This is a genomic window from Bradyrhizobium sp. 61, from assembly GCF_023073075.1.
Lineage (GTDB): Bacteria > Pseudomonadota > Alphaproteobacteria > Rhizobiales > Xanthobacteraceae > Bradyrhizobium > Bradyrhizobium barranii.
Window position 1 is genome coordinate 28,942 of record NZ_JADPIU010000084.1, and the last position, 25,192, is coordinate 54,133.

Annotated in this window: 24 protein-coding genes; 10 read left to right on the forward strand and 14 right to left on the reverse strand. The window is 65.3% G+C overall.

Features of this window, described 5'->3' with window-relative positions; translation table 11 throughout:
* Positions 1–34: 34 nt before the first annotated feature.
* The 10 genes from IVB46_RS33675 to IVB46_RS33720 are packed head-to-tail and all read right to left on the reverse strand — an operon-like array spanning position 35 to position 9,215.
* A complete protein-coding gene (locus IVB46_RS33675) occupies positions 35–859 on the reverse strand; it encodes a carbohydrate ABC transporter permease (RefSeq protein WP_085404559.1) in 825 nt (274 codons plus the stop codon).
* Between the two features lie 26 nt (positions 860–885).
* Positions 886–1,824 (reverse strand): sugar ABC transporter permease, encoded by a 939-nt coding sequence (locus tag IVB46_RS33680; protein ID WP_247307627.1) that lies wholly within the window; start codon positions 1,822–1,824, stop codon positions 886–888.
* Positions 1,821–3,170 carry a sugar ABC transporter substrate-binding protein gene (locus IVB46_RS33685; protein WP_247344495.1) on the reverse strand — a complete coding sequence of 450 codons (1,350 nt, stop codon included), beginning with the start codon at positions 3,168–3,170 and terminating at the stop codon, positions 1,821–1,823. Before IVB46_RS33685 ends, IVB46_RS33680 begins: the two co-directional genes overlap by 4 nt.
* 58 nt (positions 3,171–3,228) lie before the next feature.
* Positions 3,229–4,008: a sulfur oxidation c-type cytochrome SoxA gene (gene soxA / locus IVB46_RS33690; protein WP_028156969.1), complete on the reverse strand. Its 780-nt coding sequence runs from the start codon at positions 4,006–4,008 to the stop codon at positions 3,229–3,231.
* Positions 4,005–4,322, reverse strand: a complete 318-nt coding sequence (gene soxZ / locus IVB46_RS33695; protein ID WP_247307633.1) for a thiosulfate oxidation carrier complex protein SoxZ — start codon at positions 4,320–4,322, stop codon at positions 4,005–4,007. The genes soxA and soxZ overlap by 4 nt, the downstream gene beginning before the upstream one ends.
* The gene (locus IVB46_RS33700; RefSeq protein ID WP_247307636.1) at positions 4,322–4,789 is read right to left on the reverse strand and encodes a SoxY-related AACIE arm protein; all 468 of its coding nucleotides are present in this window, start codon (positions 4,787–4,789) and stop codon (positions 4,322–4,324) included. Before IVB46_RS33700 ends, soxZ begins: the two co-directional genes overlap by 1 nt.
* Positions 4,790–4,793: 4 nt before the next feature.
* On the reverse strand, positions 4,794–5,246 hold the full coding sequence (soxX, locus tag IVB46_RS33705; protein WP_208073423.1) for a sulfur oxidation c-type cytochrome SoxX: 453 nt from the start codon (positions 5,244–5,246) through the stop codon (positions 4,794–4,796).
* Positions 5,239–6,522, reverse strand: coding sequence for an NAD(P)/FAD-dependent oxidoreductase (locus IVB46_RS33710; RefSeq protein ID WP_247307639.1), 1,284 nt, complete (start codon positions 6,520–6,522; stop codon positions 5,239–5,241). The genes soxX and IVB46_RS33710 overlap by 8 nt, the downstream gene beginning before the upstream one ends.
* 45 nt (positions 6,523–6,567) lie before the next feature.
* Positions 6,568–8,754, reverse strand: a complete 2,187-nt coding sequence (locus IVB46_RS33715) for a molybdopterin cofactor-binding domain-containing protein (protein ID WP_247307641.1) — start codon at positions 8,752–8,754, stop codon at positions 6,568–6,570.
* A gap of 11 nt (positions 8,755–8,765) precedes the next feature.
* On the reverse strand, positions 8,766–9,215 hold the full coding sequence (locus IVB46_RS33720; protein ID WP_014497095.1) for a (2Fe-2S)-binding protein: 450 nt from the start codon (positions 9,213–9,215) through the stop codon (positions 8,766–8,768).
* A gap of 266 nt (positions 9,216–9,481) precedes the next feature.
* Between IVB46_RS33720 and IVB46_RS33725 the strand changes: the two genes are divergently transcribed.
* The 7 genes from IVB46_RS33725 (at position 9,482) to IVB46_RS33755 (ending at position 18,083) form a co-directional block, all read left to right on the forward strand.
* A complete protein-coding gene (locus tag IVB46_RS33725) occupies positions 9,482–9,736 on the forward strand; it encodes a hypothetical protein (RefSeq protein WP_028150121.1) in 255 nt (84 codons plus the stop codon).
* Positions 9,737–9,806: 70 nt separating this feature from the next.
* Positions 9,807–10,865, forward strand: a complete 1,059-nt coding sequence (locus IVB46_RS33730; protein ID WP_247309076.1) for a radical SAM/SPASM domain-containing protein — start codon at positions 9,807–9,809, stop codon at positions 10,863–10,865.
* Positions 10,862–12,826, forward strand: coding sequence for a RiPP maturation radical SAM C-methyltransferase (locus IVB46_RS33735; protein ID WP_247344498.1), 1,965 nt, complete (start codon positions 10,862–10,864; stop codon positions 12,824–12,826). The genes IVB46_RS33730 and IVB46_RS33735 overlap by 4 nt, the downstream gene beginning before the upstream one ends.
* Positions 12,823–13,983 (forward strand): radical SAM protein, encoded by a 1,161-nt coding sequence (locus IVB46_RS33740; RefSeq protein WP_247307673.1) that lies wholly within the window; start codon positions 12,823–12,825, stop codon positions 13,981–13,983. Before IVB46_RS33735 ends, IVB46_RS33740 begins: the two co-directional genes overlap by 4 nt.
* On the forward strand, positions 13,980–15,413 hold the full coding sequence (locus IVB46_RS33745; protein WP_247307676.1) for a hypothetical protein: 1,434 nt from the start codon (positions 13,980–13,982) through the stop codon (positions 15,411–15,413). The genes IVB46_RS33740 and IVB46_RS33745 overlap by 4 nt, the downstream gene beginning before the upstream one ends.
* A 22-nt stretch (positions 15,414–15,435) precedes the next feature.
* Entirely contained in the window at positions 15,436–16,275 is an 840-nt protein-coding gene (locus tag IVB46_RS33750) for an HEXXH motif-containing putative peptide modification protein (RefSeq protein WP_247307679.1), read from the forward strand.
* A 185-nt stretch (positions 16,276–16,460) separates the two neighbouring features.
* On the forward strand, positions 16,461–18,083 hold the full coding sequence (locus IVB46_RS33755; RefSeq protein WP_247307682.1) for a B12-binding domain-containing radical SAM protein: 1,623 nt from the start codon (positions 16,461–16,463) through the stop codon (positions 18,081–18,083).
* A 4-nt stretch (positions 18,084–18,087) separates the two neighbouring features.
* Here IVB46_RS33755 and IVB46_RS33760 read toward each other — a convergent pair whose 3' ends face one another.
* Positions 18,088–19,476 (reverse strand): MFS transporter, encoded by a 1,389-nt coding sequence (locus IVB46_RS33760; RefSeq protein WP_247307685.1) that lies wholly within the window; start codon positions 19,474–19,476, stop codon positions 18,088–18,090.
* Between the two features lie 171 nt (positions 19,477–19,647).
* Here IVB46_RS33760 and IVB46_RS33765 point away from each other — a divergent pair, with 171 nt between their 5' ends.
* Both IVB46_RS33765 and cax read left to right on the forward strand, forming a co-directional pair.
* The gene (locus IVB46_RS33765) at positions 19,648–20,709 is read left to right on the forward strand and encodes an isocitrate/isopropylmalate family dehydrogenase (RefSeq protein ID WP_247344501.1); all 1,062 of its coding nucleotides are present in this window, start codon (positions 19,648–19,650) and stop codon (positions 20,707–20,709) included.
* 337 nt (positions 20,710–21,046) lie between these two features.
* Positions 21,047–22,147 carry a calcium/proton exchanger gene (gene cax / locus IVB46_RS33770; RefSeq protein ID WP_247307691.1) on the forward strand — a complete coding sequence of 367 codons (1,101 nt, stop codon included), beginning with the start codon at positions 21,047–21,049 and terminating at the stop codon, positions 22,145–22,147.
* A gap of 94 nt (positions 22,148–22,241) precedes the next feature.
* Here the strand turns inward: cax and IVB46_RS33775 are convergent, their stop codons facing one another.
* The 3 genes from IVB46_RS33775 to IVB46_RS33785 form a co-directional block, all read right to left on the reverse strand.
* Positions 22,242–22,703, reverse strand: coding sequence for a hypothetical protein (locus IVB46_RS33775; protein WP_247307694.1), 462 nt, complete (start codon positions 22,701–22,703; stop codon positions 22,242–22,244).
* Between the two features lie 177 nt (positions 22,704–22,880).
* Positions 22,881–23,519: a hypothetical protein gene (locus IVB46_RS33780; RefSeq protein ID WP_247307696.1), complete on the reverse strand. Its 639-nt coding sequence runs from the start codon at positions 23,517–23,519 to the stop codon at positions 22,881–22,883.
* A 9-nt stretch (positions 23,520–23,528) separates the two neighbouring features.
* A complete protein-coding gene (locus IVB46_RS33785) occupies positions 23,529–24,725 on the reverse strand; it encodes a zinc-dependent metalloprotease (RefSeq protein ID WP_247344504.1) in 1,197 nt (398 codons plus the stop codon).
* A 228-nt stretch (positions 24,726–24,953) separates the two neighbouring features.
* Between IVB46_RS33785 and IVB46_RS33790 the strand changes: the two genes are divergently transcribed.
* Positions 24,954–25,166 carry a hypothetical protein gene (locus IVB46_RS33790; protein ID WP_247307703.1) on the forward strand — a complete coding sequence of 71 codons (213 nt, stop codon included), beginning with the start codon at positions 24,954–24,956 and terminating at the stop codon, positions 25,164–25,166.
* Positions 25,167–25,192: the final 26 nt, after the last annotated feature.

Sequence of the window (25,192 nt, forward strand, 5' to 3'; positions counted from 1 at the left end):
GAGTGCGCTCCCCAGAGGATTGAGATTGGCGCAGCTACCCGCCCTTGACGGCCCCCGCGGTCAGCCCGGCCACGATCTGCCGCTGGGCGAACACTGTGAGCAGCAGCACCGGGAGGGTGACGATCAGCGCGGCGGCGGCGAGCGGGCCCCAGCTCAACTGGTCGAACGAGATCATGTTGTAGACGGCGACGGGCAGGGTGCGCGTCTCGCGTCCGGCCAGCACGATGCCGAACACAAAATTGTTCCAGGAGAAGATCACGGCGAGGATGAAGGCGACCGCAATTCCGGGCTTGGCGATCGGCAGGGCGACATGGCGAAAGACCTGCCAGCGCGTGGCGCCGTCAATGAGGGCGGCTTCCTCCAGCTCCAGCGGCGTGGTCTCGAAATAGCCGATCATGATCCAGATCACGATCGGCACCGTCACGACGAGATGGATGATGATCTGCGGCACCAGCGTTCCGAGCAATCCCAGCCATTGGAACAGCAGGAACAGCGGGATCAAATAGGACAGGCCGGGCGTGATGCGCGCGATCAGGATCACGATCGCGGATTTGTGCGCGGCCATGCGCGCGATGCCGTAGCCGGCGGGAACGCCGACGAGCAGGGCAAGCGTGGTCGCGCCGCCGGTGACGATCAGGCTGTTGACGAAATAGGTCAGGAAGCGGTTGGAAGCGAGCACGTCGGCATAGTTCTTCCAGGCGATGCGATCGGGGAAGAACACCGGCGGGTAGGCGGCATTGTCGACCTCGAACTTGAGCGATAGCGACGCCATCCAGAGGAAGAACAGGATCGCCGGCGACACGATGACGAACACCGACAGCCACAGACCGATCCTGCCAATGACCTGACGTAGGTTGATTCGACTTGGGTTGACTTGACTTGAGCTCATGCGCCGCTCGCGATTTCGGTCCACAGCATGCGCTGGCGGGCATAGAGCATCACGGCCGCGAGGGCGACGATGAGGAGGAAGAACACCACCGCGATCGCCGAGCCGTAGCCGAGGTCGTAATAGGTGAAGGCGACGCTGTAGAGATAGATGTTGATCGTCTCCGACGCCGAACCCGGTCCTCCCTGCGTGATCGCGAAGATGATGTCGAAACTCTTCACGGCGTCGATCATGCGGATCATGCCGGCGATGAACAGGAACGGCATGATCAGCGGCAGGGTGATGAAGCGGAATACCTGCCAGAAGCTGGCGCCGTCGATCTGCGCGCTTTCATAAGGTTCGGTCGGGATGGCGGCGAGGCCGCCGAGCACGATCAGCATGACCAGCGGCGTCCATTGCCAGGTCTCGACCAGCACGAGCGAGGGAATGACGGTCGCGGGGTGGAAGACCCAGAGCTGTGCGGGTATCCCGACCAGCGACAAGAGGTAGTTCAGCACGCCGAGCTGCGGGTGGAACATCATGGTCCAGACCAGTGCGATCGCGACGGGGGTCGCCATCATCGGCATGATGAAGATACCGCGCAGAAAGCCGCGGCCCGCGAATTTCTGGTGAAACACGACGGCCGCGAACGTGCCGAGGATCAGCGGCAGCAGCACCGACAGCAAAGTGTAGACCATGGTGTGGCCCACCGCCTCGATGAAGCGGGGATCGCTCGTCAGCCGCAGATAGTTGGAAAACCCGACGAAGGTGGTCGGTGAGCCGACCTTCCACTCGTTCAGGCTCATCCAGATCGTGAAGACCCACGGGAAGATGATGATCGCGAGCACGACGACCAGCGCCGGCACCACGAACGGCCAGTAGGACGGCGGCCGCAACGCCTTCTCCGGCGCGGCATCAGACTGTGTCGCGGCCGGAGTCGATTGTGTCAACGTACTCACGCCTTTTCGCTGCGCTCCAGGATCGGCCGGTACTGATCGTGGGCCTTCTTCAACTCGGTTGCGGGATCGGCGCCTGACAGTGTCGAGGTGAGGGCCGCGCCGACGAGATCGCGGAATTCGGCGACCGGGATCACGACGGGAAGGCCGAGCTTGCTGATCTTGGCGGAATCGATCACCGACTGCAGCCACTCCTTGGGCATCTTGACGCCGTTCTGGACCTCGGGATCGCCGAGGATCGAGTTGCGGAACGGCACGCCGCCGCCGGCCTGCAGCAGCCGCGCGCCCTGCTGCTTCGAGACCGCCCACTGGCAGAGCAGATAGGCGGCTTCCTTGTTCTTGCTCGCCGCGGCAATGCCAATGCCGTCGCCATAGGTGGCCGAATATTGCCCCTTCGGTCCGGCCGGCACGACGGTGTAGCCGACCTTGCCGACGACGCGCGAGGCGGCGGGGTCCTCCAGCGGCGGCGCCCAGCCGACGCCGTCGATCCACATCGCCGAACGTCCTTGCGTGAACGAGGCCATCGACTCCATCCAGTTGAAGCCGGCGACGCCTGGCGGGGCGACCTTCGTCAGCAGCGTCTGATAGAGCTTTGTCGCCGCGACCGCCTCGGGGCCGTCCGTGAGGATGTTGCCTTTGGCGTCGAGGAATTCGCCGCCATAGTCGAGGAAGAAGTTGGTCCACAACGTCATGTTGGCGTTGCGCAGGCCCCGTCCGACGAAACCGTAGGTGCCTTCCTTGGTGTCGGTCAGTTTTTCGGCGGCCGCGACCATCTCGTCGAGGGTCTTGGGGACGGCGACGCCCTTCTTCTGGAACAACTCCTTGTTGTAGTAGAGGATGAAGTAATCGACCGACCAGGGCAGCGACAGCATCTGGCCCTTGTCGTTCTTGGCGTATTGCAGGCCGGCGGCCGAGAAATCGCTCTCGACGAGATCGGGCGCCGTCAGCGTCGGATCCTTCATGAAGGGCGTCATGTCGGCGAGCCAGCCGCCCTTCTCGAACTGCCGCTTCTGCACGTGATAGCTGAGATGGACGACGTCGAAGCTCGGCCGGCCCGAGGTCAGCTCGATCACCACTTTCTGGCGCTGCTGCTGCTCGGGGATCTGTTCGGATTCCACCTGGATGCCGGTGAGCTCGGTGAACTCCTTGATGTTTTTTTGCAGGTTGTCGCCGCGCGGACCCTTGGCGAGGATCACCTCCAGCTTGGTCGCGGCGTATTTCTTCCAGTTGACCTCGGCGCGCGCCGGTAGTCCGGTCAGGCTGAGCGCGCCGGCCGCGGCGGTCCCCGTCAACAGCATGCGGCGCGAGATGTTATGGTTGGCCACGTCGAATCCCTCCCTCTGATTCATTTTCTTTGGGAGGGATACTAACGGCCGTGCCACGCCTGCCTAGCCCTAATCTGGGGACTCAGGGACGCACGGCAGGCGTCTCCATCGGCAGGCCGCGCGCCCGCGACATCAGGTAGAGTTCAAGCGCGACCAGCTCGGGCGCGCCGTAATCATAGGCCTGGGCGCGTACGCCGGTCATGCAACTGCGCAACCTTCGCTCGATCGACCCCAGCGTCTGCCACTCCAGGCGGTAGAGCGGATAGCCGGTCGGCTGCCCTTGCGTGATCGGCGCGCCCGCAAGACGCTTGTCGAAATTGTCGTCGTGGCAATTGGTGCAGGCGAGGTTGAGCTGGCCCTCGCGCTGCATGAAGAGGTCGCGGCCCTGCGCCACGAAAGGCTTCAGCTCCGGATCATCGCCAGCCGTGATCGCGACGCCGCGGGACTGGTGGGCGACGAAGGCGGACAGCGCCAGGAGGTCGCGGCTCTCGTAGGGCAGCGCCGGCGCCTGCTGATGATTGGCGCGGCAGAGGTTGATGCGCTGGTCGAGGGTGACGGGGCGCGCCAGCGCCTTGTCGAAGGCCGGATAGCGCGCCGCGACGCCCTTCATGCTGGTCGTTGCATCGCCGTGGCAGTCCGCACAGGCCTTGTCGGCGCTGCCGGCCTTCTTCGCCCAGAGCGCCCCGCCGTCGAGCACGAAAAGCATGCCCGGATTGGACGTGTCGTCATCCTGCATCGCGCGCGTGTCCGGCCCCATGAACGAATAGCCGGAGCGGCGCGCGTCCGGCGGAATTTCGCCGGCGAGCAGGGCAGGGGCCGCGGCCAACAATGTTGCCGCCGCTATCGCGCGCCAAAAGATCATTCGACCGTGATCGGGGCCGATGCGGTCGACGAATAGCCGTTGTCGCCGATCCATTCGAATTCGAACTTGCCGCTCTCCTTCGCGACCGTGAAGAAGGAGAGGTATGGGTTGGCCGCGATCGCCGGAAACAGGTCGGCGCGGAAAACTTCGGTGCCATTGTAGCGGCACGTAAAGCTCGTGATGATGTCGCGCGGCACCAGCGCGCCGTCCGCGGTGTGGCGGAAGCCGGTCTCCATGATGTGCGAGGTCAGCGTGCGGATCTCGATGACATCGCCGCGTTTGGCTTTTGCCGGGACGTTGATGAGCGCGGCCATCAGTTCATCTCCTCGGTACAGGCGGCCAGCGTCACGACGATGTCGGCGGCGACCTGCCAGAACGTGTCATCGGACAGGCGTGCGATTGCGACCACCTTCTGGGTGTCGGCGAGCCGGATTCGGGTCGAGACCTGGGCGCGGCCGGAGGAGGGGTTGAGATAGAAATTGCCGATGTTCGGCTGCGGGTTCTTCTCGTTGAAGACGTGGATGCTCTTGACGTAGTCGTTCGCGGTCATCGGGCTTGCGACGCTTACCGTCATCGGCACGGTGTTGCCGTTCTCGACCAGCGGCGGAATGTCGAGCTTGATCTTGCCGGTGCGAATCTGGGCTTCGCCGACGACGTTGCGGATGGCGGTGCTGAGCATCGCGGGCGTCGCTTCCAGCGGTCGCAGCGTGACGATCGGAATCGTTCCGGCGACCGTCGCGCCGCCTGCAATACTCAGGAATTGTCGTCGCGTGGTTGGCATGAAGCTAGTTCCGAAGCGTTACAAGAAAGGCCACGATGTCTTCGATCTCCGCGGCGGATAATATCGGCTTGCCGGCAAAATTGCGCCCGACCCGGACCAGCCCGTCGTTGCGATAATAGGACGGCATGATGGTCTGCGGGTTGTAGCGCGATGCATCGACCAGCCGCAGCCGCAACTGGCCAGCCGACCACCAGTTTCCGGTGCCGGTGAGATCGGGCGCGAGGTCACCCTGGAACCGCGCCTCCGGGAACGGACCGGAATGGCAAAGGATGCAGGTCGTGGTGCGCGCCACCACCAGCGCGCGTCCACGCGCGGCATCGGCTGGTGAGCCCGTGAGCGGCTCCGGGATGGTGTCACCGATGATCTTGTAGGGCACGAGCTCGTCGGCTCTTGCGCCGCAAGCCAAGGCAACGCCGGCGGCGATCAGCGCTGCGATATGAAGGAATGCTCTAGCCAAAGGTGTCCGCCGTGATGGTTTGAAACCAGCGTTCCGCCTCCGCGGCCTCGCGGGCGCGCAGCTCGCGCGGCGCATCGACCGGGCTGGTCGCGCCGCCCTCGACCTCGGCAAAGATGTCACCCCTGGGCTGGTAGTTGCCGGCGAGCGAGAAGCCGTAGCCGGGCGCGGCGGTTGTATAGCAGACGCCGGTCAGCCGCGGTGCCTCCGGCGCGCGGCCTGCGAACAGGTTGAGGATGGCGGCGGCGCAGGCGTTGCCCTGTGCGCTCGCGGCCGACGCCGATTTGGGAATGCCGCCGCCGAGGCAGGCGTCGCCGATGACATGGATATTCGGGACGAGCTTCGACTCGAAGGTCACGGGATCGATCGGGCACCAGCCGGTGGCATCCGCCGCGCCCGCGATCTCGGCGATGCGGCCGGCGCGTTGCGGCGGGATGACGTTGGCGACATCAGGCGTGTAGTTGCCGAACTCGGTGATGATGGTCCTTGTCGAAGGATCGACCGAGGTGACGCGACCGCCCTGCGACAGCGCGATGCGCTCGATCATGTCGCCATAGAGCTCCTTCCACGCCTTCTCGAACAGCCGCTGCTGCGAAAAATTGTCCTTGGCATCGAGGACCAGCACCTTCGAGCGCGGCTTCTTCGTCTTCAGGTAATGCGCGATCAGGCTGGCGCGTTCGTAGGGTGCCGGCGGGCAGCGCGAGGGATTGGCCGGGATCGCGATGGCAACCGTGCCGCCGTCCGCCATTGCCTCCAGCTGCCTGCGCAGCAGCAGCGTCTGCGCACCGGCCTTCCAGGCGTGCGGCATTTTTTCGGATGCCGCTTCGTCATAGCCGGGCAGGGCCTCGAAATGGAAGTCGATGCCAGGGGAGAGCACGAGGCGGTCATAGGGCAGCGCGACGCCGTCGGTCGTCACGACGCTGCGCCGCTGCGGCTCGATTGTGGTCACGGCCTCGCCGATCACGGTGATGCCCTCGGCGGCGAGCCTGTCATAGTCAAACTGCTGCGCGTCGATCTCACGCAGGCCCGCAATCACCTCGTTGCTGAAGGGGCAGGAGGTGAAGACCGCGTTCGGTTCGATCAGGATGATTTGCAGGTTTTCCTGCGCGCGTTTCAGCGCGCGGGCGCAGGCCGCGCCGCCGAACCCGCCGCCGACCACGACGATACGTGCTGCCGATTGCGCACGCGGGACCGATGGCCGCGCCAGCGTTGCGGCGGCCGCGGTGATGCCGAGCACGGCATTCCGCCGTGTCACCGGGCGCGTGGTCATCAGGATCATCCAGGCAAAAATGCCGCGGCGGCCGTTGCAGCCGCCGCGGCGTTCTCAGGCGAAGGTGATGTTCTGGTCGCGCAGCGGCACCGAGCGGATGCGCTTGCCCGTCGCCGCGAAATAGGCGTTGAGCACCGCCGGCGCCGCGACGCCGATGGTGGGCTCGCCGACGCCACCCCAGAACCCGCCGCTCGGCACCATCACCGATTCCACCTTCGGCATCTCGTTGATGCGCATCGAGTTGTAGGTGTCGAAGTTGGTTTGCTCGATCTTGCCGTCCTTGACGGTGCAGCCGCCGTAGAACAGCGCGGAGAGGCCGTAGACGAAGGAGCCGGCGATCTGCCGCTCCACCTGCGCCGGATTGACGACGTAGCCGGGATCGGTGGAGGCGACGATGCGATGCACCTTGATCTTGTTGCCGTCGGTCACCGAGATTTCGGCGGCGCCGGCGACATAGCTGCCATAGCCCATGACCTGCGCGATGCCGCGATAGACGCCCTGCGGTGCCGGCTTGTCCCAGCCGATCTTCTCGGCCACGGCATTGAGCACCGCCAGATGCTTGGGATGGTTGCCCATCAGCTTGCGGCGGAATTCGAGCGGGTCCTGACCTGCGGCCTGGGCCAGCTCGTCCATGAAGCATTCCATGTAGATCGCGTTGTGATTGACGTTCACGCCGCGCCAGAAGCCGGGTGGAACGTGCGGGTTGCGCATCGCATGCTCGACCAGGAGGTTCGGCACCGAATAGCCGAACGCGGCTTCGCCGGTCTGGGCGACGCCCTGGAATGCGGCCGGATCCATGCCGTTCTGCAGCGCTTCGGGGCGCAGCGAGAACAGGATCGACTGCCCGGACAGGCGGTAGTGCAGCGCCACCAGATTGTTGTTGGCGTCGAACGCGCCGATCATCTTGCACTGGGTGATCGGGTGATACCTGCCGTGCGCCATGTCCTCTTCGCGCGACCACAACAGCTTGATCGGCACGCCCGGCATCTGCTTGGCGATCATGACCGCCTGACGGACGTAGTCGGTCTGGCCGCGCCGGCCGAAGCCGCCGCCGGGCATCACCTTGTACACGTCGCACTTCTCCGCCGGCAGGCCGGAGGCCTCCAGCACCGCCGCGAAGACGGCTTCGCCGTTCTGCGTGCCGCACCAGACCTCGCATTTGTCCGCCGTGTAGAGCGCGGTGGCGTTCATCGGCTCCATCGTGGCGTGGTTCTGGTAGGGGTAGTTGTAGACGGCTTCGACCTTCTTCGCTGCGCCGGCAATCGCGGCTTTGACGTCGCCGTTCTTGTTGCCGACATAGGCCGGCTGCGAATCGTCGAGGCCCTCAGCCAGCCACTTCGCGATCGACTCGCTGGAGACCTTGGCATTCTCGCCCTCGTCCCAGACGATCGGCAGCGCTTCCAGCGCGGTCTTGGCGTGCCACCAGGTGTCGGCAACGACCGCAACCGCGGTGTCGCCGACCTTGACGACCTTCTTGACGCCTTTCATGCCGGTGATCTTGGCTTCGTCATAGCTCTTCAGCTTGCCGCCAAACACCGGGCAGTCCTTGATTGCGGCGTTCAGCATGCCCGGCAGCTTGACGTCGATGCCGTAGATCATCGTGCCGGTGGTCTTGTCGGCGGTATCGAGCCGCAACAGGCCCTTGCCTGCGATGGTCCAGTCCTTGGGATCCTTGAGCTTGACGTCGGCGGGCGGCGCCAGCTTGGCGGCGGCTTCGGCGACCTTGCCGTAAGTCGTCGTCTCGCCCGACGCCTTGTGGGTGATGACGCCCTTGGCGACGGTGCATTCGGAGGCCGGCACTTTCCACTCGTTCGCGGCGGCCTCGATCAGCATCACGCGCGCGGTGGCGCCGCCCTTGCGGACATAGTCTTGCGAGCTGCGGATGCCGCGGCTTCCGCCGGTCGAGAAATCGCCCCAGACGCGCTTGCGGGCGACGCTCTGGCCGGGGGTCGGATATTCGGTCGTGACCTTCGACCAGTCGCATTCGAGTTCCTCGGCGACCAGCTGGGCGAGTCCGGTGAGCGAGCCCTGGCCCATCTCGGAGCGGGCGATGCGGATCACGACGGTGTCATCGGGCCTGACCACGACCCAGGCGTTGACTTCCGGCGCGCCGTCGGCCGCGCGGACCACGGCGGGGCCACCGAAGGGGAGATCGAGCCCGATCGCGAGGCCGGCGCCGACAGCGGCGGTGCCGACGACGAAGGCGCGACGGTTCATCTTGGGAGAAACATGCTTATTCATGGGGCGGCTCCTCAGGCGCTGGCGATCGTGTGGATCGCTTCGCGCACCTGCTGGAAGGTGCCGCAGCGGCAGATATTGGTGATGGCCTCGTCGATATCGGCGTCGGTCGGCTTCGGCTTCTCGGCGAGAAGCGCGGCCACCGCCATGATCATGCCGCTCTGGCAATAGCCACATTGCGGAACGTCCTTGGCGATCCAGGCTGCCTGCACCTTGTGCAGCGTGTCGCCGGATGCGAGCCCCTCGATCGTGGTGATCTTCTTGCCTTCGGCCTCGCTGACCGAAATCCCGCAGGAACGGGTGGCAACGCCGTCCATGTGAACGGTGCAGGCGCCGCACTGCGCAATGCCGCAGCCATATTTGGTGCCGGTCAGGCCGGCATTCTCACGGATCGCCCAGAGCAGCGGCGTATCCGGCTCGACGTCGAGCGTGAAGGTTTTTCCGTTGATTGTTAGGTTTGCCATCGCAAGTCCCCTGATTGGCCCAATCCACCGATCGGACTCAGGGAATAATGTGTCTGGCAAATTGGAACTGTTCAAATCAATAGTCCGAGGGGTGGCCAACAGCGAGGCTGGCATGCGCGGGGAAGAATGTCGGGAGCGCGGTGTTGCGTTGTGAACGGCGGTGCAAATCCGCAGCCTTTGGTCGCATCGAATTCGTTTGACTATCTGAGGGTATTGTACAACCTTTGGTTTGATGGATCATTAGTCCATCCTAAGGGAGAATCTTCATGGGCCGCATCGTCACGATCGATCTCGAAAAAGTTCTCGCGTCAGGTAACGATCTCAAAGCCAAGTCACCGTCCGGACTCACCACCCACGCCGATTTGCTCAGCCTTGCCAGCGACGTCAGCAAGGACCCGGTCTCCTATCTGAGCAGCGTTGGCGTACAGCTCGACGACCAGACGGCGTCGATGCTGCGGAACAAGCTGGCCACGCGTAGCGGCGGCGTACAGGCCGGTACGATCCATATCGACATCCTCTGATCCCGTATCTGCAGATCACGATGGCCGGCTGACCGGTTCGCCGGGCAGCCGGGATATGAGGTCGTCGGCCATGGCGTTCGGCGCACAATTTTTATCCGATTTCCGCGCGGCCAGGGTGACGCCTACCAATCTCGTTCTGAACGTCACTCTGAAATGCCCGCTCAAATGTTCGCATTGCTGCTTTTCATCTGACATGTTTCACGGCGGGCACCTGTCCGCCGCGGACGTTCATCGTTGCATTCAGCAGGCCGCACAGATCCCGTCGATGGAGATCATCCATTTCGTCGGGGGTGATCCGATGCTGCATGCGGACATCGTTGCCGACGCCGTGGCCCTGGCCGCGTCGCTGGGCTTGCGCGCGGGTATCACCACGAGCGCGTTCTGGGCGAAGTCGCCCGCGCGCGCAACGGCGGCCGTTCGGCAATTGCGCGCGGCCGGGCTCACCGAAATGACGTTGTCTTACGACGATCCCCACGCCGAGTTCGTGCCGCTGAATTTCATTGCCAACGCGGTCGCCGCTGCGCGCGAATGCGGCCTGCTGCTTCGGATCGCCGTGGTGGTCGAGGCGGGTTCGAAGATCACCGCCGCCAGCCTGCGCGCCGATCTCGGTCTTCAGGACGAGCCCGGCATCAACATCTATGAGACCGTCGCCAACTCGACCGGACGCGGCGAGGGCACGGACGAGGACACGCAGGCGGGGCGCGTTCGCCACACCTCGGCCTATCGCGGTCCCTGCGAGTCCGTTCTCCACACCGTCACGGTCGATCACGAGGGCGGCATCCGGCCCTGCTGCGGCGTGCTTCCCCATTACGACTCGCTGAAGGTCGGCCACATCGCGAAGGAAGGGATCGAAGCCGCCATGCGGGCGGCCGCGGACGATCCGCTCTACAGATGGATCAGGCTCGAGGGACCCGTCGCCATCCTCGCCGCAGTCACGGCCGCCGATCCCGTGCCGATGCGCGTTGAGGATTTCGACGGCATCTGTACCGCCTGCGACCGCATCTTCCGCTCGCCAGAGCTGCTGGCGCGCGTGCGCGAGGCTGCCGAGGCGCGCCGCGGCCAGATCGAAACCTGCGAGATCCTGCTGGACGGGCAAACCGCATCGGCCAATCTCGTGGCCGCACAATGAGCGTCGATGTCCTCTTCTGCTCGGCGCCGGTGATGTCGGTGGTGCGGCCGTCGGCCGCGCTCGGCCTGTTGCAGGCCCTGCTGCGGCAGAAGGGCGTTCGGGCCGAGACGCTCTATCTCAATCTGCTCTTCGCTGATCGCATCGGGCTCGATCTGAACGAGCAGCTTGCGGAGAAGCTGCCGAGCCATCTCCTCGCCGGCGATTGGCTGTTCGGCGATTGCCTGGGCTCGCGGCCCGGACGGCCGCAGGCGCAGCGCCACCTCAGCGAGCTCAGCGCCGCCATCGAGCGCAACGGGCTGGACCAGCTCTACGAGATCCGCCGCAACCTGATCCCGTCCTTCGTGGCGGAAGCGGCCGACCGGCTGCTCGAACGCACCCCCAAGGTCATCGGCTTCACCTCGATGTTCGAGCAGACGGCCGCTTCGCTCGCGATCGCGGCCGCGGTCAAGGCGCGTGATCCGTCCGTCGTCGTCTGCTTCGGCGGCGCCAATTGCCATGGGCCGATGGGCGCCGTGCTGCTGAAGAACTTTGCGCAGATCGACTACGTCTTCAACGGCGAGGCCGATACCGTGTTCGGGCCGGCCGTCGAGGCGATCCTGCGCGGCGAAGAGCCCCGCGGCCTCCCGGGATGCCTGTCCCGCGACCAGCCGGCTGCTGGCGCAGCAGCCGGTCCGACCGCGATGGATGCGCTGCCGATCCCCGACTACGCCGACTATTTCGCACAACTGCCCTGGATGTCCGAAGCCGCCCGCGTGCGTCCCTCTATTCCGTTCGAGTCCTCGCGCGGCTGCTGGTGGGGGCAGAAGCACCATTGCACGTTCTGCGGCCTCAACGGGGAAGGCATGGCGTTCAGGGCCAAGTCGGCGCCGCGCGTCCTGCGCGAGATCGAGACGCTGCATGCGGAGTTCGGCATCGGTCGCTTTGCCGCGACCGACAACATCCTGGGCATGTCCCATATCGACGGCGTGCTGGGCAGGCTCGCCGAACGCCCGGCGCACGGCTTTCGCTTCTTCTACGAGATCAAGGCCAATATGGACGAGGCGCAACTCGAGAAGCTGGCGCTCGCGGGGACGGTCTGGTTGCAGCCCGGCATCGAGAGCCTGTCGGATCCGGTGCTGCATCTCATGCGCAAGGGCGTGAGCGCCTTGCTCAACCTGCGTCTGCTGCGCAATTGCCGCGAACTTGGCGTCGGGCTGGTCTGGTCGATCCTGTACGGGTTTCCCGGCGAGCCCCGCGACGCCTACGACGCCGTCGCCAAGATGGTCCCGCTGCTCGAACATCTTCAGCCGCCGGTCGGCTGCGGCCGTATCCGGCTCGACAGGTTCAGCCCCAATTTCGAGCGTGCCGCCGAGATCGGATTCCGCAACGTCACGCCGATGCCGGCCTATGGCGCGATCTACGATGTCCCTGACGAGGATCTCTTCGATCTCGCTTATTTCTTCGAGGGCGACGCACCCGATGCCGCGCGCGAGCAGGACTTGGTGTCGCTCAAGGCCGCAAGCGCGGCCTGGCGCGCGCGCTGGTTCGATCAGCCCTTTGCGCCGCAATTGACGATGACGGCGGTCGGCACGGCGCATCTCGTCAGCGACACCCGGGCATGCGCGCTCCAGCCGTTCTATTGTCCGACTCCGGCCGAGATCGGCGTGCTCAATCTGCTGCGCAATCCCTGCACGCGACTGAGCGTCATTGAACAGCTAGCCGATCGTTTGGATGCGGCATCAGTCGAGGCCGCACTGGATGCGATTCTGGCACGACGGTTGGCGATCGAGATCGACGGCAGAGTGTTGTCGCTCGTCACCGAGGCCGGTCGGGAGATTTTTGACGCCGACGCCCGTGCCGAGTTTCCGCTTGGATTCGTTTTGCCACGCGAGCGTATCGCCCCGCCGGAAGAAAACGGGTTGCACGTGGCCCTGACGAACGCCAGCGATGAAACGGCAGACCTCGAACGGGTGCAGCCATGACCGTCGAAGTCCGCCCCCTCGGCGACAAGTGCAACATCAAGTGCCGCTACTGCTATCAGGAGGGCATCCGCACCGCCGGCAACGTGCCGACGCGCTACGATCTCGATGCGATCATGGCGACGCTGGACAGATTGGCGGAGCCCTTCAGCCTGTTCGGCGGCGAGATCATGCTGACGCGCCGGCCCGATCTCGAACGCCTGATGCAGCTTGGCTTCGACCGCCATGGCGGCGTCGGCATGCAGACCAACGGCACGCTGATCGAGGAGCGCGACATCGAGCTCTTCAGGAAATACCACGTGCGTATCGGCATCTCGATCGACGGGTCGGGACCGCTCAACGATGCCCGCTGGGCCGGTAGCCTGGCGGCGACGCGGCGTGCGACCGCGCGCATCGAGGCGGCGATCGAGACGCTGTGCCGGGAGGGCATGCCGCCGAACGTGATCGTGACGCTCAACCGGATGAACGCCGCGCCGGCTCGGCTCGGCGTGCTGTGCGAGTGGATCGGGTTTCTCGGTAGCCTCGGCGTGCGCAAGCTGCGCCTGCACCTGCTGGAGCAGGACGAAACGGAAGGGGGCGAGGGTCTCGCGCTCACCGCGCAGGAGAACCTTGCGGCCTTGAGGCGACTGCGCCGGCTCGAACAGGAGCTGCCGTCGGTCCAGTTCGACATCTTCGCCGAGATGGCCGCGATGCTCAGGGGCAATGACGCGCAGACCTCATGCGTCTTCCACGCCTGCGATCCCTATGCGACCCGCGCCGTGGTGGGCGTCGAGAGCGATGGCCGGCTCGGCAATTGCGGCCGCACCAACAAGGATGGTGTGACCCATCTGCGTGCCGGCCGCGAGGCCTTCGAGCGCCAGCTCTCGCTTTACCGGACGCCGCAGGCCGATGGCGGATGCGAGGGATGCCGGTTCTTCCTCGCGTGCAAGGGCAATTGTCCGGGCACCGCGATCGACGGCGACTGGCGGATGCGCTCGATCGATTGCCCGGTGTGGTTCGGCCTGTTCGAGGACATCGAGACCGAGCTTCAGGCGAACGATGAGGTCGCGATCAGCCGGTCGGAGCGCCGGTCCGATCTCGAAGCGAAGATGATCGCCGCCTGGTCGATCGGTGACAATCCGACCCTGCATTCATTGCTCCAGCAGGCGGACGCACCATGACGTCCGCCTGGCCGACCTGCTGGCTGACCTGGCCCCGTCCTCCGCTCGCGGCCGCGCCGCGGGAGCCAGCCGTCGCCAAGGCAGCGACGCAGCGCATCAGCTTCACCGGCCCGCAGGCGCGCGCGCTCTGGCAGCTGCGTCTGGATCGCCTCAGGCATGCGGCGCTAGCGATCGAATTCGAGATGGTGCGCCGGAAGCGCATTCCGGCCTCGCTGGTGTGGACTGGCTATGATGGCATCGACGCCCTGACCGAGCGGGCGCGCGCGATTGGCCTCGAGGCCAAGCCGGTCAAGGCGTCGCTCGGCTATGCCGCCGACTGGCCGCTCGAGGCATCGATCGCCGAACCGAAGCGGCTGCTCGACTATGCCTTCCTGATCGGCGCAGCGCCGCTCGACACATCGATCGCCGAGCCGGCGGCGGACGGCCTGGAGCAGGCGGCGATACGGTTCGGCTATCCCGCATGCTGCGCAAGATCCTGGGCAGACTATCTTGGGCGCGGCGGATGCGATCCGTTGGCCGGCATCCTCGCGCGCGAGGACAAGACGGCTGTAACCGCTCATGTTGCGCTCGCGGTTCTGGGACTGGGGCCGGTGAGACACGCGCCTTGCTCTGCGGACTGTTCTGCCACGTGCGATCTTTCGCGTGAGTTCATCGATCTCGGCCGCCAGCTGGAATTGGCCGCGGAAATGAGTTGGCTCGAAGAGATGGCGGATTGGACGGTGGGTGCGTCGCTGGTCAATGGCGTTGCCGAGATTGCGACGGCCACCTTCCGCTGCACATGGCTGTCCGACGAGGGCACACCGTCGCATCGGCGGCCTCGTCAACGCGCAGCGGCGACGCATCTGGACAAGCGAAAGGCCGCGGCGGTCGAGCCCGCGGACAGCGCCGATATCCTCACCGAACTCGGCGGCGGATTTGAAGCGGCCGGTTTCGAAAACCCCTTCGCCATGCGCTCGCGCTTCAGCACGGTGGTCTGGGAGCAGACCGCTGCGCTGCGCCGCGCGGGTTCGGCCGTGCATGTCGGATGCGGCGATGGCTTGCTGCTGGAATTGATCGCGCAGACGAGGCCAAAGCTGAGATTATACGGTGCCGAGGAAGATGCCGCGCTAGCTGAAGCCGCGCGCCGGCGCCTCGGTGCGTCATTGCCGGTGCTCGGCGGGACCAGCATCGAGGCGATTGCGGCGCTGTCGCGTCTCGCGCCTGATGGCGTCGACCTCGCTTTCGTCGATCCGGAACGGCTTGGCGGTCACGAAGCGCTTGCCGCTGTCCGCGCGATCGCGAAATCGGTGATCGTGATCGGCACCGACCGTTCGCTGCACCGGCTTGGGGATATGGACACGCTTGCGGCATCGATGGGGCTTGCCTTGCTGCCTGGACGCGCAGGGCGAGTCTCCGCGGCCCTCTCGGCGACGAGTGGTCGTCCGCACTGACCGGTTCGAAGGAGAGATCGCCATGGACGCGACGTCGATTGACTGGGAACGCACGGCACGACCGCAGGCCGACGGCTACGATACCGCGGTCGCCCTCGGCCTGATCGACACCGAGCCGACGCCCTGGCGGCCGCTGCCGCCGCAGCGTCCCCCGGTGAACGGTGCGCCGGCCATCGCGGAGGGCAGGGTTGTCCTGCGCACGGAGGATCCGCTGCTGCCGGCGCCGCGGTTTGTCCCCGACGCGCTAGCCATCCCGGCGCTGGAGCAGGCGCTGCACTACGTCCGCCGCTGGCCGCTCGCTGCGAAACAATGGCCTGATATCGTGCACACCATCCAGTGCTATCACGACACCGAGCAGCCGACCGAGGGGCCCGGCCGGCTCGGCTCGGCCAGCCACTCGGTCGACGCGCGGTTCGGCGTCATCGGCCTCACGGTCAATTGCCCGCTCGCGACCGCGCAGGCGATCGTCCATGAAATGGCCCATCACAAGCTCCGGGCATTCGGCGTCGCCAACGAGAATGCGATCCGGATCATCAGCAATCCGCAGGACGAGCTCTATCCCAGCCCGATCGTGGTCGACCGGCCGCGTCCAATGACCGCAGTGCTGCACGCGCAATATTCGTTCATCCACGTCACCCAGCTCGACGTGCACATGCTGGAGCAGGAAGACGACCCGCAAGTTCGCAGCGACATCCGCGCACTGCTCGCGCGCAATGCGTCGCGGATGGAGCAGGGGTTCGAGACCCTGCGGCAGCATGCCCGCACCGATGCGGCCGGCCGGGCGTTTCTCGGCGCGTTCTTCGCCTGGTGCAGCGACGTCCTGGCGAGCAGCCGGACGATGCTTGCCAGCGAGCGCGTCTGATTGCCCGCTCTGCCCAGGACCGGGTTCCAGCCCTAAACGCCAGCTACGCGGTTTGAGGCGACTTTCGGCTGTGAATGCCGGTTCCACGGCCGATCGGCGCTGCATTGCGGCGACAGTTTGTCCTTTTTACCGGGGTGCAAGACGAACGCGCTCTGGTACACTGGGACGAAGCAAAAAGGGATTCCATGAACGTACCGCAGCGCTGCAACGTATTGATGCTCTATCCGCTGTTCTTGGCGGAGTCGTTCTGGAGCTTTGGCGAATCCTGCGAGCTGATGGGTGTGAAGCGACCCGCAGCTCCCCTCGGCCTGATCACGGTGGCAGCGATGTTGCCGAAGGACTGGACGGTCCGACTGATCGACTGCAACACCCAGCCCCTTGGTGACGAGGATCTCGCCTGGGCCGATGTCGTGTTCACCGGCGGCATGCTGCCGCAGCAGGCCGATACGCTGCGCCTGATCGAACTCTGCCGCGCCGTCGGCAAGCCGGTGGTCGTCGGCGGACCCGATCCGACGTCGAGTCCCCATGTCTACGAACGGGCCGACTTCCGGGTGCTCGGCGAGGCCGAAAGCGTCATCGACGAGTTCATCGCGGCCTGGGAAAGCGGGGCCCGCTCCGGCGTCTTCACTGCGCCGAAATTCCAGGCCGACGTGACAAAGACGCCGGTGCCACGCTTCGATCTCCTGAAGTTCGAGGACTATCTCTACCTCGGTGTGCAGTATTCGCGCGGCTGTCCGTTCACCTGCGAGTTCTGCGACATCATCGAGCTTTACGGCCGTGTGCCGCGCACCAAGACGGTCGAGCAGATGTTCGTCGAGCTCGAGACGCTCTACCGGATGGGCTATCGCGGCCATCTCGACTTCGTCGACGACAATTTCATCGGCAACAAGAAGTCGCTGCGGCAGTTTCTGCCCCAGCTCGCCGAATGGCAGCGCGCGCACGGCTATCCCTTCGAATTGTCCACCGAGGCCTCGGTCAACCTGGCCGACGATCCCGAGCTATTGGAGCTGATGGGCGTGGCCAATTTCTTCGGCATCTTCGTTGGCATCGAAAGTCCGGACCCTGCAACGCTGGTCGCGATGCGGAAGAAGCAGAACACGCGGCGCAACATCGCCGAGAGCATCCACAAGATCTATGCCGCCGGCATGCTCGTCACCGCGGGCTTCATCGTCGGCTTCGACAGCGAGAAGGTCTCGATGGCGGAAGCGATGATCGATTTCATCGAGGAGGCCGCGATTCCCGTCGCCATGGTCGGCCTGCTCTATGCGTTGCCGAACACGCAGCTCACGCGCCGACTCGAGCGTGAAGGCCGGCTGCATCCGGGCCACGATCTGGCGCCGACCATCGGCGCCGATCAGTGCACGGACGGCATCAACTTCGATCCGGTCCGCCCGTTGCGCGACATCCTGACGGACTACAAGCGGGTGCTGGAGCACATCTACAGCCCCGCCGCCTACGCAGGACGCGTCGACCGCCTGATGACGCTGCTCGACCGATCCAGGCAGCGCCCCGAGCTCGCCGAGGGCGACATCCGCTCGCGGGTCGGGGCGATGGAGACGGTGCACCGCGTTGTCACCGCCCTTCCCGAAGCGCGCGCGCCGCTGTGGCAGACCTTCATGAACTGCGCCAAGCGCGACACGTCATCGGCACGGATCGCGGTGCAGATGATTGCCGCCTATGCGCATCTCGGGCCGTTCTCGCGCAAGGTCATCGAAGCCATCGACGGGCGCCTCGCTGCGCTCAATGACGAGACGGTCATCCCGACCGCTGCGACGCTCGACACCACCGCAGCCCGGCACCTGGCCTGAAGGCTTACTTCACCGCCAGCCGCAAGAAGCTCATGACGCTGCCGAGCGCGGCAAAGCCGGCGCCGAGGGCCAGCGCAACGGTTGCGCCGTCGTGGCCGGCAAGCGCAAAGCAGAGGGCGGCGAGCGCCGCGCCCGTGGTCTGGCCCGTTAGCCGCGCGGTGGCGACGATGCCGGAGGCGCTGCCGCTGCGGTGCGGCGGCGCGCTCGACATCACCGCCTTCATGTTCGGTGCCTGGAAGAAGCCGAACCCCATGCCGCAGATCACCATCCGCCAGATGATGTCGGGTATGGCAGGATTGGACGGAAGCATCGCGAGCAATGCCATGCCGAGGCCGAGCAGCACGAGCCCGATGCCGCCGAGCAGGCCGACGGCATGGCGGTCGGAGAGGCGCCCCGCGATCGGCGCCATGATGCCGACCACCAGCGGCCAGGGCGTCATGAAGAAGCCGGTCTCGACCTGTGAACGCCCGAGCACGTCCTCGAAATAGAACGGCAGCGAGACGAAGGCGAGGCCCTGCACGGCGAACGAGCACACGGCAGTCGCCGCCGACAGCGCGAACATCGGCCGGCTGAACAGGTCGATCGGCAGCATCGGCGCCGGATGGTCGGCATGCCGGCGCGTCAGGATGAAGCCGAGTGCGAGGGCCGTGATCAGCTCAATACCCACGACGAAAGGCGACAGATTGTGTGCGGCGCTGCCGATGCCCGTGATGAACAGGCCGAGGCAAGCAGACGCCAGGACCGCGCCGAGGAAGTCGAAGCCGTGATCGGCGCGCGGCGTCTTCGGCAGCATCGCATAGCCGATGCCGATCGCGACGAGGCCGAACGGGATGTTGACCGCGAACAGCCACGGCCACGGGCCGAATGCGAGGATGGCAGAGGCGATTGACGGCCCGAAAGTGAAGGCGGTTGCGACCACGAGCGCGTTGTGGCCAAAACCGCGGCCGAGCATCCGGCCGGGATAGACGAACCGCACCAGCGCCGTGTTGACGCTCATGATGCCGCTGGCCCCCAAGCCCTGCAGCGTGCGCGCGACCAGCAGGCTGTCCAGCGACCACGCCACCGCGCAGAACAGCGAGGCGATGGTGAACAGGATCAGGCCGCCGAGATAGATGCGCTGGTGCCCGACGATCTCGCCGAGCGCACCGAGCGGCAGCAGGGTTGCCACCAGCGCGATCTGGTAGACATTGACCACCCAGACCGATTGCTCCGGCGTGACGTGCAAATCGGCGGCGATGGCTGGCAGCGCGATATTGGCGATCGCGGTGTCGAGAGAGGCCATCGCCAGCGCGGTGAAGATGGCAGCGATCGCCCAGCGCCGCTGCGTGGCCGGAAGGCCGTCGGCAATGGGATGGTCGGGCTCGCGCGCGGCGGCAGGTAACGTGATTGTCATTGCCTGGCGCGTTGCTCCGGCGGCGTGGTGAAAGGGGACTTTCGGCATGTACTACGCCGAAGGCCGCTTCCACAGGCATATGCTTGCATGCTGTGTATGCGCGAAGGTCAGGCGATGCGGCCGGCGGCTGGCGTATGATCGCGCCAGCTGCTGCAATCTTGGGGGATCATCATGCAAATCGTCGTTCTGCCCGGTGACGGCATCGGACCGGAGATCACGACCGCGACATCGGGCGTGCTGCGCGCGGCCTCCGAGCGCTTCCAGCTTGACTTGCGCCTCGAGGAGCACGCGGTCGGACATGCGAGCCTGAAGCTATCAGGCACGACGGTGCGCCCCGAGCTGCTCGACATCGTCCGCGCCGCCGACGGACTGATCCTGGGGCCGACCGCGACCTTCGACTTCAAGGACGAGGCGCATGGCGAGATCAACCCGTCCAGGCACTTTCGCAAGAGCCTGGACCTCTACGCCAATGTCCGGCCCGCGCGCACCTATGCGGGTCGGCCCGGCCGGCTCGGCGAGTTCGACCTCGTCGTCGTGCGCGAGAACACCGAAGGCTTTTACGCCGACCGCAACATGGAGCAGGGCAATGGCGAGATGCTGGTCACGCCTGACGTCGTGATCTCGCTGCGCCGGATCACGCGCCTCTGCTGCGAGCGTATCGCGCACGCCGCCTGCCGTCTGGCGATGAAACGGCGAAGACATCTGACCATCGTGCACAAGGCCAATGTGCTCAAGATCGGCGACGGCATGTTCCTCGACATCTGCCGCGCGGCCGCGAAGGGCTATCCCGGCCTCGAAGTCGACGACATCCTGGTCGACGCCATGATGGCGCATGTCCTGCGCAACCCCGATCGCTTCGACGTCATCGTCGCCACCAACATGTTCGGCGACATTCTGTCCGATCTCACGGCCGAGCTCTCCGGCAGCCTCGGCCTCGGCGGCTCGCTCAATGTCGGTGATCGCTACGCCATGGCGCAGGCCGCGCACGGCTCGGCGCCTGACATCGCGGGGCAGGATGTCGCCAACCCGGTCTCGCTGATCCTATCGACCGCGTTGCTGCTGGCCTGGCACGGCGAGAAGACCGGCGCCGTCCGTTATGAGGAAGCCGCGCGTGCGATCGAAGCCGCGGTGGCGAAGGCGCTTCGCGAGGGCAGGGTGACGCGCGACGTCGGCGGCAAGCTCGGCACCATCGCGGCAGGCGCTGCGATTGCGGAGATCTTGCAGGCGGAGTGAGCCATCGTCGCGGATGCCTGTGATTTTTTTTGGGGGCCAACACAAAAACTCGAAAAACAACCCCATGCACAGTAGAAGGCTCCTTGATCAATAAGGGATTTTCGGAGCGCGTTGCGACGACCTTCGTGACAGTGATCACGTTGACCCGTCGGGCAAAACACTGGCATGACGCTATCGTGCCAGCGGTCGGGGACAAGGGCGCATTCTCATCATGCGCGACGTCCGTTTCCTGACGTCCAGTGGCCCGTCTCCTCTGGCCCGCTTGAGCCAGATCAAGACTCACCCCGCGGCGCCGCCGGACCTTTCCATCAACGCATCCATGGAAAGGGCGGCCCATATGACAACCCTGCTCAGGGAAATCCGGGATACACCTCTGCTCTGGATGCTGGTCTTCGTGCCCATCGTGCTGGTGGCGGAGGCGGTCGCCCCGCATTCCCACACGCTGCTGTTCGTGCTCGCCGTGCTTGCGATCGTGCCGCTGGCGGCGCTGCTCAGTCACACCACCGAAGCGGTCGCCGCCAGAACCGGCGATGCCGTGGGTGGGCTGCTCAACGCAACGCTCGGCAATCTGACGGAGCTGATCATCGCCATCACGGCGCTGCGGGCAGGCGAGTACATGCTGGTGAAGGCCTCGATTGCCGGCGCGATCGTCACCAACGCGACATTCATGCTCGGCGCCTGCCTGCTGCTCGGCGGCCTGCGCTACCACGTGCAGGAGTACAACCGCGCCGGCGCGCGCCTGTCGTCCGGCCTGTTGCTGATGGCGACAGTCGCCCTGCTGGCCCCCTCAGCAGTCGCCGACCTCGAGCATTTGCCGCAGGACGGAGGCGTCATTCACAAGCTTAGCGTCGGCATTTCAGTCCTGCTGATCGCGGCTTACGCGCTTGGCCTGTGGTTCTCGCTCGGGACGCACAAGGAATTGTTCGCAAGCGCCGATCACGGCGAGCAGGAGGAAGCGCACTGGCCGATCGGGCTAGCCGTTGGGACGCTGCTGGCCGTCACCGTGCTGGTGGCGCTGGTGAGCGAGATCTTCGTGGAATCGGTGCAGAAGGCGGCGGAGACCTTCGGCATGAGTCCGGCTTTCGTCGGGTTCATCATCGTTTCGCTGGTTGGCGCCGCTGCCGAATTTGCAGTTGCCCTTGCCGCTGCGCGCAAGGACCGCCTCGACATGGTCGTCAGCATTGCGCTCGGCAGCGCCTCCCAGATCGCGCTGTTCGTTGCACCCGCGCTCGTGCTGCTCAGTTATGTCGTGGGACCGACGCCAATGAACCTTCAGTTCTGGCCTGGCGCCGTCACCATGGTGATGATCGCAACAGTCACGGCGACCTTCATCACCACCAGTGGACGCTCGGCATGGTTCGTCGGCGCGCTGATGATTTTCATTTATGCGGTGTTTGCGCTGACGCTGTATGTCGTCCCGCCGGCGGGCGAGGGATGAGGTGCACTCGCCCGCCGGCACAGGGGTGAATTGGCTCATCGGAGAATGGCGGCCCGTGGCGAGCCATCCTCCGAAGCGGCGAATACGTTTCCCGCTAGTAGGCCCAGTAGCTGCCGGTGGGCGGGCAATTGTCGCCGCCATAGCCATAGCCGTAGTTGCCGCCGCCATAACCGTAATACGATGCGGCCGGGTAGCCGTTGCCATAGGCGGGATAACCGCCATAGTAGCCACCGTAGTACCCGCCATAGCCGCCGTAATAGGCGCTCCGCGCGATTGCGCCGCCGACGACCGCGCCGGCGACCACACCATAACCGAGGCCGCGATAGCCGTAGCCGCGATAACCCCAGCCTCCGCGGTAGCCCCAGCCGACGCCGCGATAGCCGTAGCCGCCGCCGCGCCAGCCGCCGACCCAGCGCACTTCGGTGGTGACCTGATCGACCATCGATTTCATCGTCGAAAGATGCGTCGGGATCGGCCCGGCCTGAGCGATTGTGCCTGATAGCAGGGCGCCGGCTCCGGCGAGAACGAAGGTACGCAGGGAATTCGAGGATGTCATGATCGATCATCTCCTTGGCTTACGGGCGGCGCTTTCTGCGCGGCCGTACCCATTCCGGGATGGCAATGCCGCGGCGGGTTTGATCTAGATCAAGCGTCGACGGCGTATCCGGCCTGGACCTCGACGGGATCAATGTGCGATGCCGTCGGTAAGCACGCGCAGGCTCGTGGCGGGCGACTACTTCAAGTCGACCGTATCTTCCGCGATGATTTCTTCGTCGAATCCGGTCGTCCGCAACACGCGTACCGCGGCACGTTTGGCGCCGGCGAACTGATTGCGATCGACGTCCACCTCCGGGGTGGGACGACTCACTGCGATCGTGTCCCACGTCGACTTGTTGTCCGGCTTGACCTGGACCGAGTAGGTTACGCCGGCGACGGGCTGCAAACCGCCGAGCTGGTCGATCTTCAATGGTCGCCGGCTGGCTGCCGCAGCCCCGGCGAGCTCGAGTCCGAAGGTGGCGCCTGCGGTCGGCCCGGAAGGTGCCGCCCCGGCCTCGTATCGGCTGATCTCCTTCCCCTTGAGCTGGAGGCTTACCGACTTCATGCCGCTCACCCGCGGAAGGTCCGCCTGAATCAGACCGACTTCGTTCGGCCGGTCGGGTTCAGCAGATGACCGGCGGATCACGACTGGCTCACGGTAGACTTCCTTGCCGGCGCCGTCGTAAGCCACGAGTTCCACATCCTTGTCGGTGGCGGCGTCCGACGCGATGGTGGAGACCGACGGGTTCACATACATGATCTTGCCGTCGCCAGCGGTCTTGTTGATGGTGGCGACGACGTGAACGAATGATCCGGTCTTGATTTCGGTCTTCATCGGATCCTCCTAGGCGACCGGCGGACCGAGGGCGTCCTCTTCCAAAAGCCGGGTCATTATCGCCTGGTAAGTGTACGCCGATAGCCACTGGTTGTCTGCATAGGTCATCACGTCGTGATATGTGAGCCCCGGCAACGCTGCGGCCGGCAAGCCGAGTTCGTGATCCCCGGTGTCGACACCGACATATTTGTTGTCCGGCTTGCTGATACAGCCGTTCTCATAAGGGAATGTCGGATCGCTCGCGTCCTGCGCGGCGGGGGGAAATCCCGGATGAAACCGGCCGAACGTATGTCCAAGTTCGTGTGCGCCGTACCAGTCGGCATATGACGCGTCGCGATCGCCGGCAAAGCCGTTCGGCACGCCCGCGGGTCCGGAAGCGACGGTGTCCGGCTGGGGCGTGCCCGGAATGGCGAACGCCTTTCCTCGCATGAAGTTGTTGGACGCGTTATCGTCGACAAGACCGTAATAGTGCGTGCGCGGGTCGACGCCGCTGCTCACCTCGCGGCTTCGCAGCGCGGCGATCTGGGCATTGGCGAGATCGACCGTCGAGTCGTCGAACGGCGCGGCAAAATCCGCGTCCACCACCATGTGGGACCATTCGAGCGCGGCGACAGGATAGGCGCGGTTGAGAAACGACTTGAGATACGAAAAGTGGACCGCAGCGGGGGTGACGGTCGTTGTGCCCGCCCTGTATCGAAGACCGATCACCCGGATGCGCAGCGGCGGCGCCGCCGCGAATGTGACGGGCGCGATGTTGAACGCCGCCGCCGGAAGGTCGCCGCCTCCGGGCTGAAAGATGCGGCTGATGCGCAAGTTGAGTGTGCCCGCGCCGATGGCCGCGGCCGGCAGGCGGAAGTTCAGGCTCTTGTCGATGTCTTCCCGCTGTTCACGGAGGCTGAAGGGCGAGCCCGGGTCCACCCGAAGCGAGTTGAGGGCCGGGAGGAACGTGTCGCCTCCGCCGCTCCGGCTCCACGCAATTTCCGCGGTGATCTGACCGGGCTGCGACACCGAAGTCGGCTCAAGATAGAGGCGAACGAGCGTCGCCTTATCGGCGACCAGCGGCACCGAATTCGTCACGTCCTGAACACACTGGACGATCTCGACGCCGCGCACCTGCACGCCGGTCTGCGGCTGAGCAAGACCGAGCGGGCGGCGCTTGCGAGGTTTGAGTCTGGGAACGCCCGAGCCGCGATGCACGCACATCATGCACATGGTGTTGTTCCGGCTTTGATGACCCGTAACGCGAGCTTCGCTTTGTCGCGTGGACTTCAGGTCTACATTGATACTATACTACTCGCTATAATTGAATAAGGCCAACCCTGCGGATCGGTCATTTGGACGCAGCGCGGTTGACATAGCCTGTTGTCGGAGCCGGTCGCGAAAGGCCCCCGCACAGCAAGTTCTGCGGCGAATTATTTGCGCGGAGGACGTCCGATGTTGCATCGCTTTCAGTCGCGTGGGCTCGGCGCGGCAGCTGCTCCGCAGACCACCGCGTCGCCACGTTCGGAGTTCGAGCCGATCGAGGACATCCGCGCCTCGTTCATCGACAAATTCCAGAGGCGGCGGATCGAGGCCGGCGAGAAGCCCGCCGCCCTGAGGCGCAGCCTGAACGGACAGCCGATCGACGAGCCGGACCATCCGCGCTGATGGCCTCGCGGCAAGTCTCGTGCGAC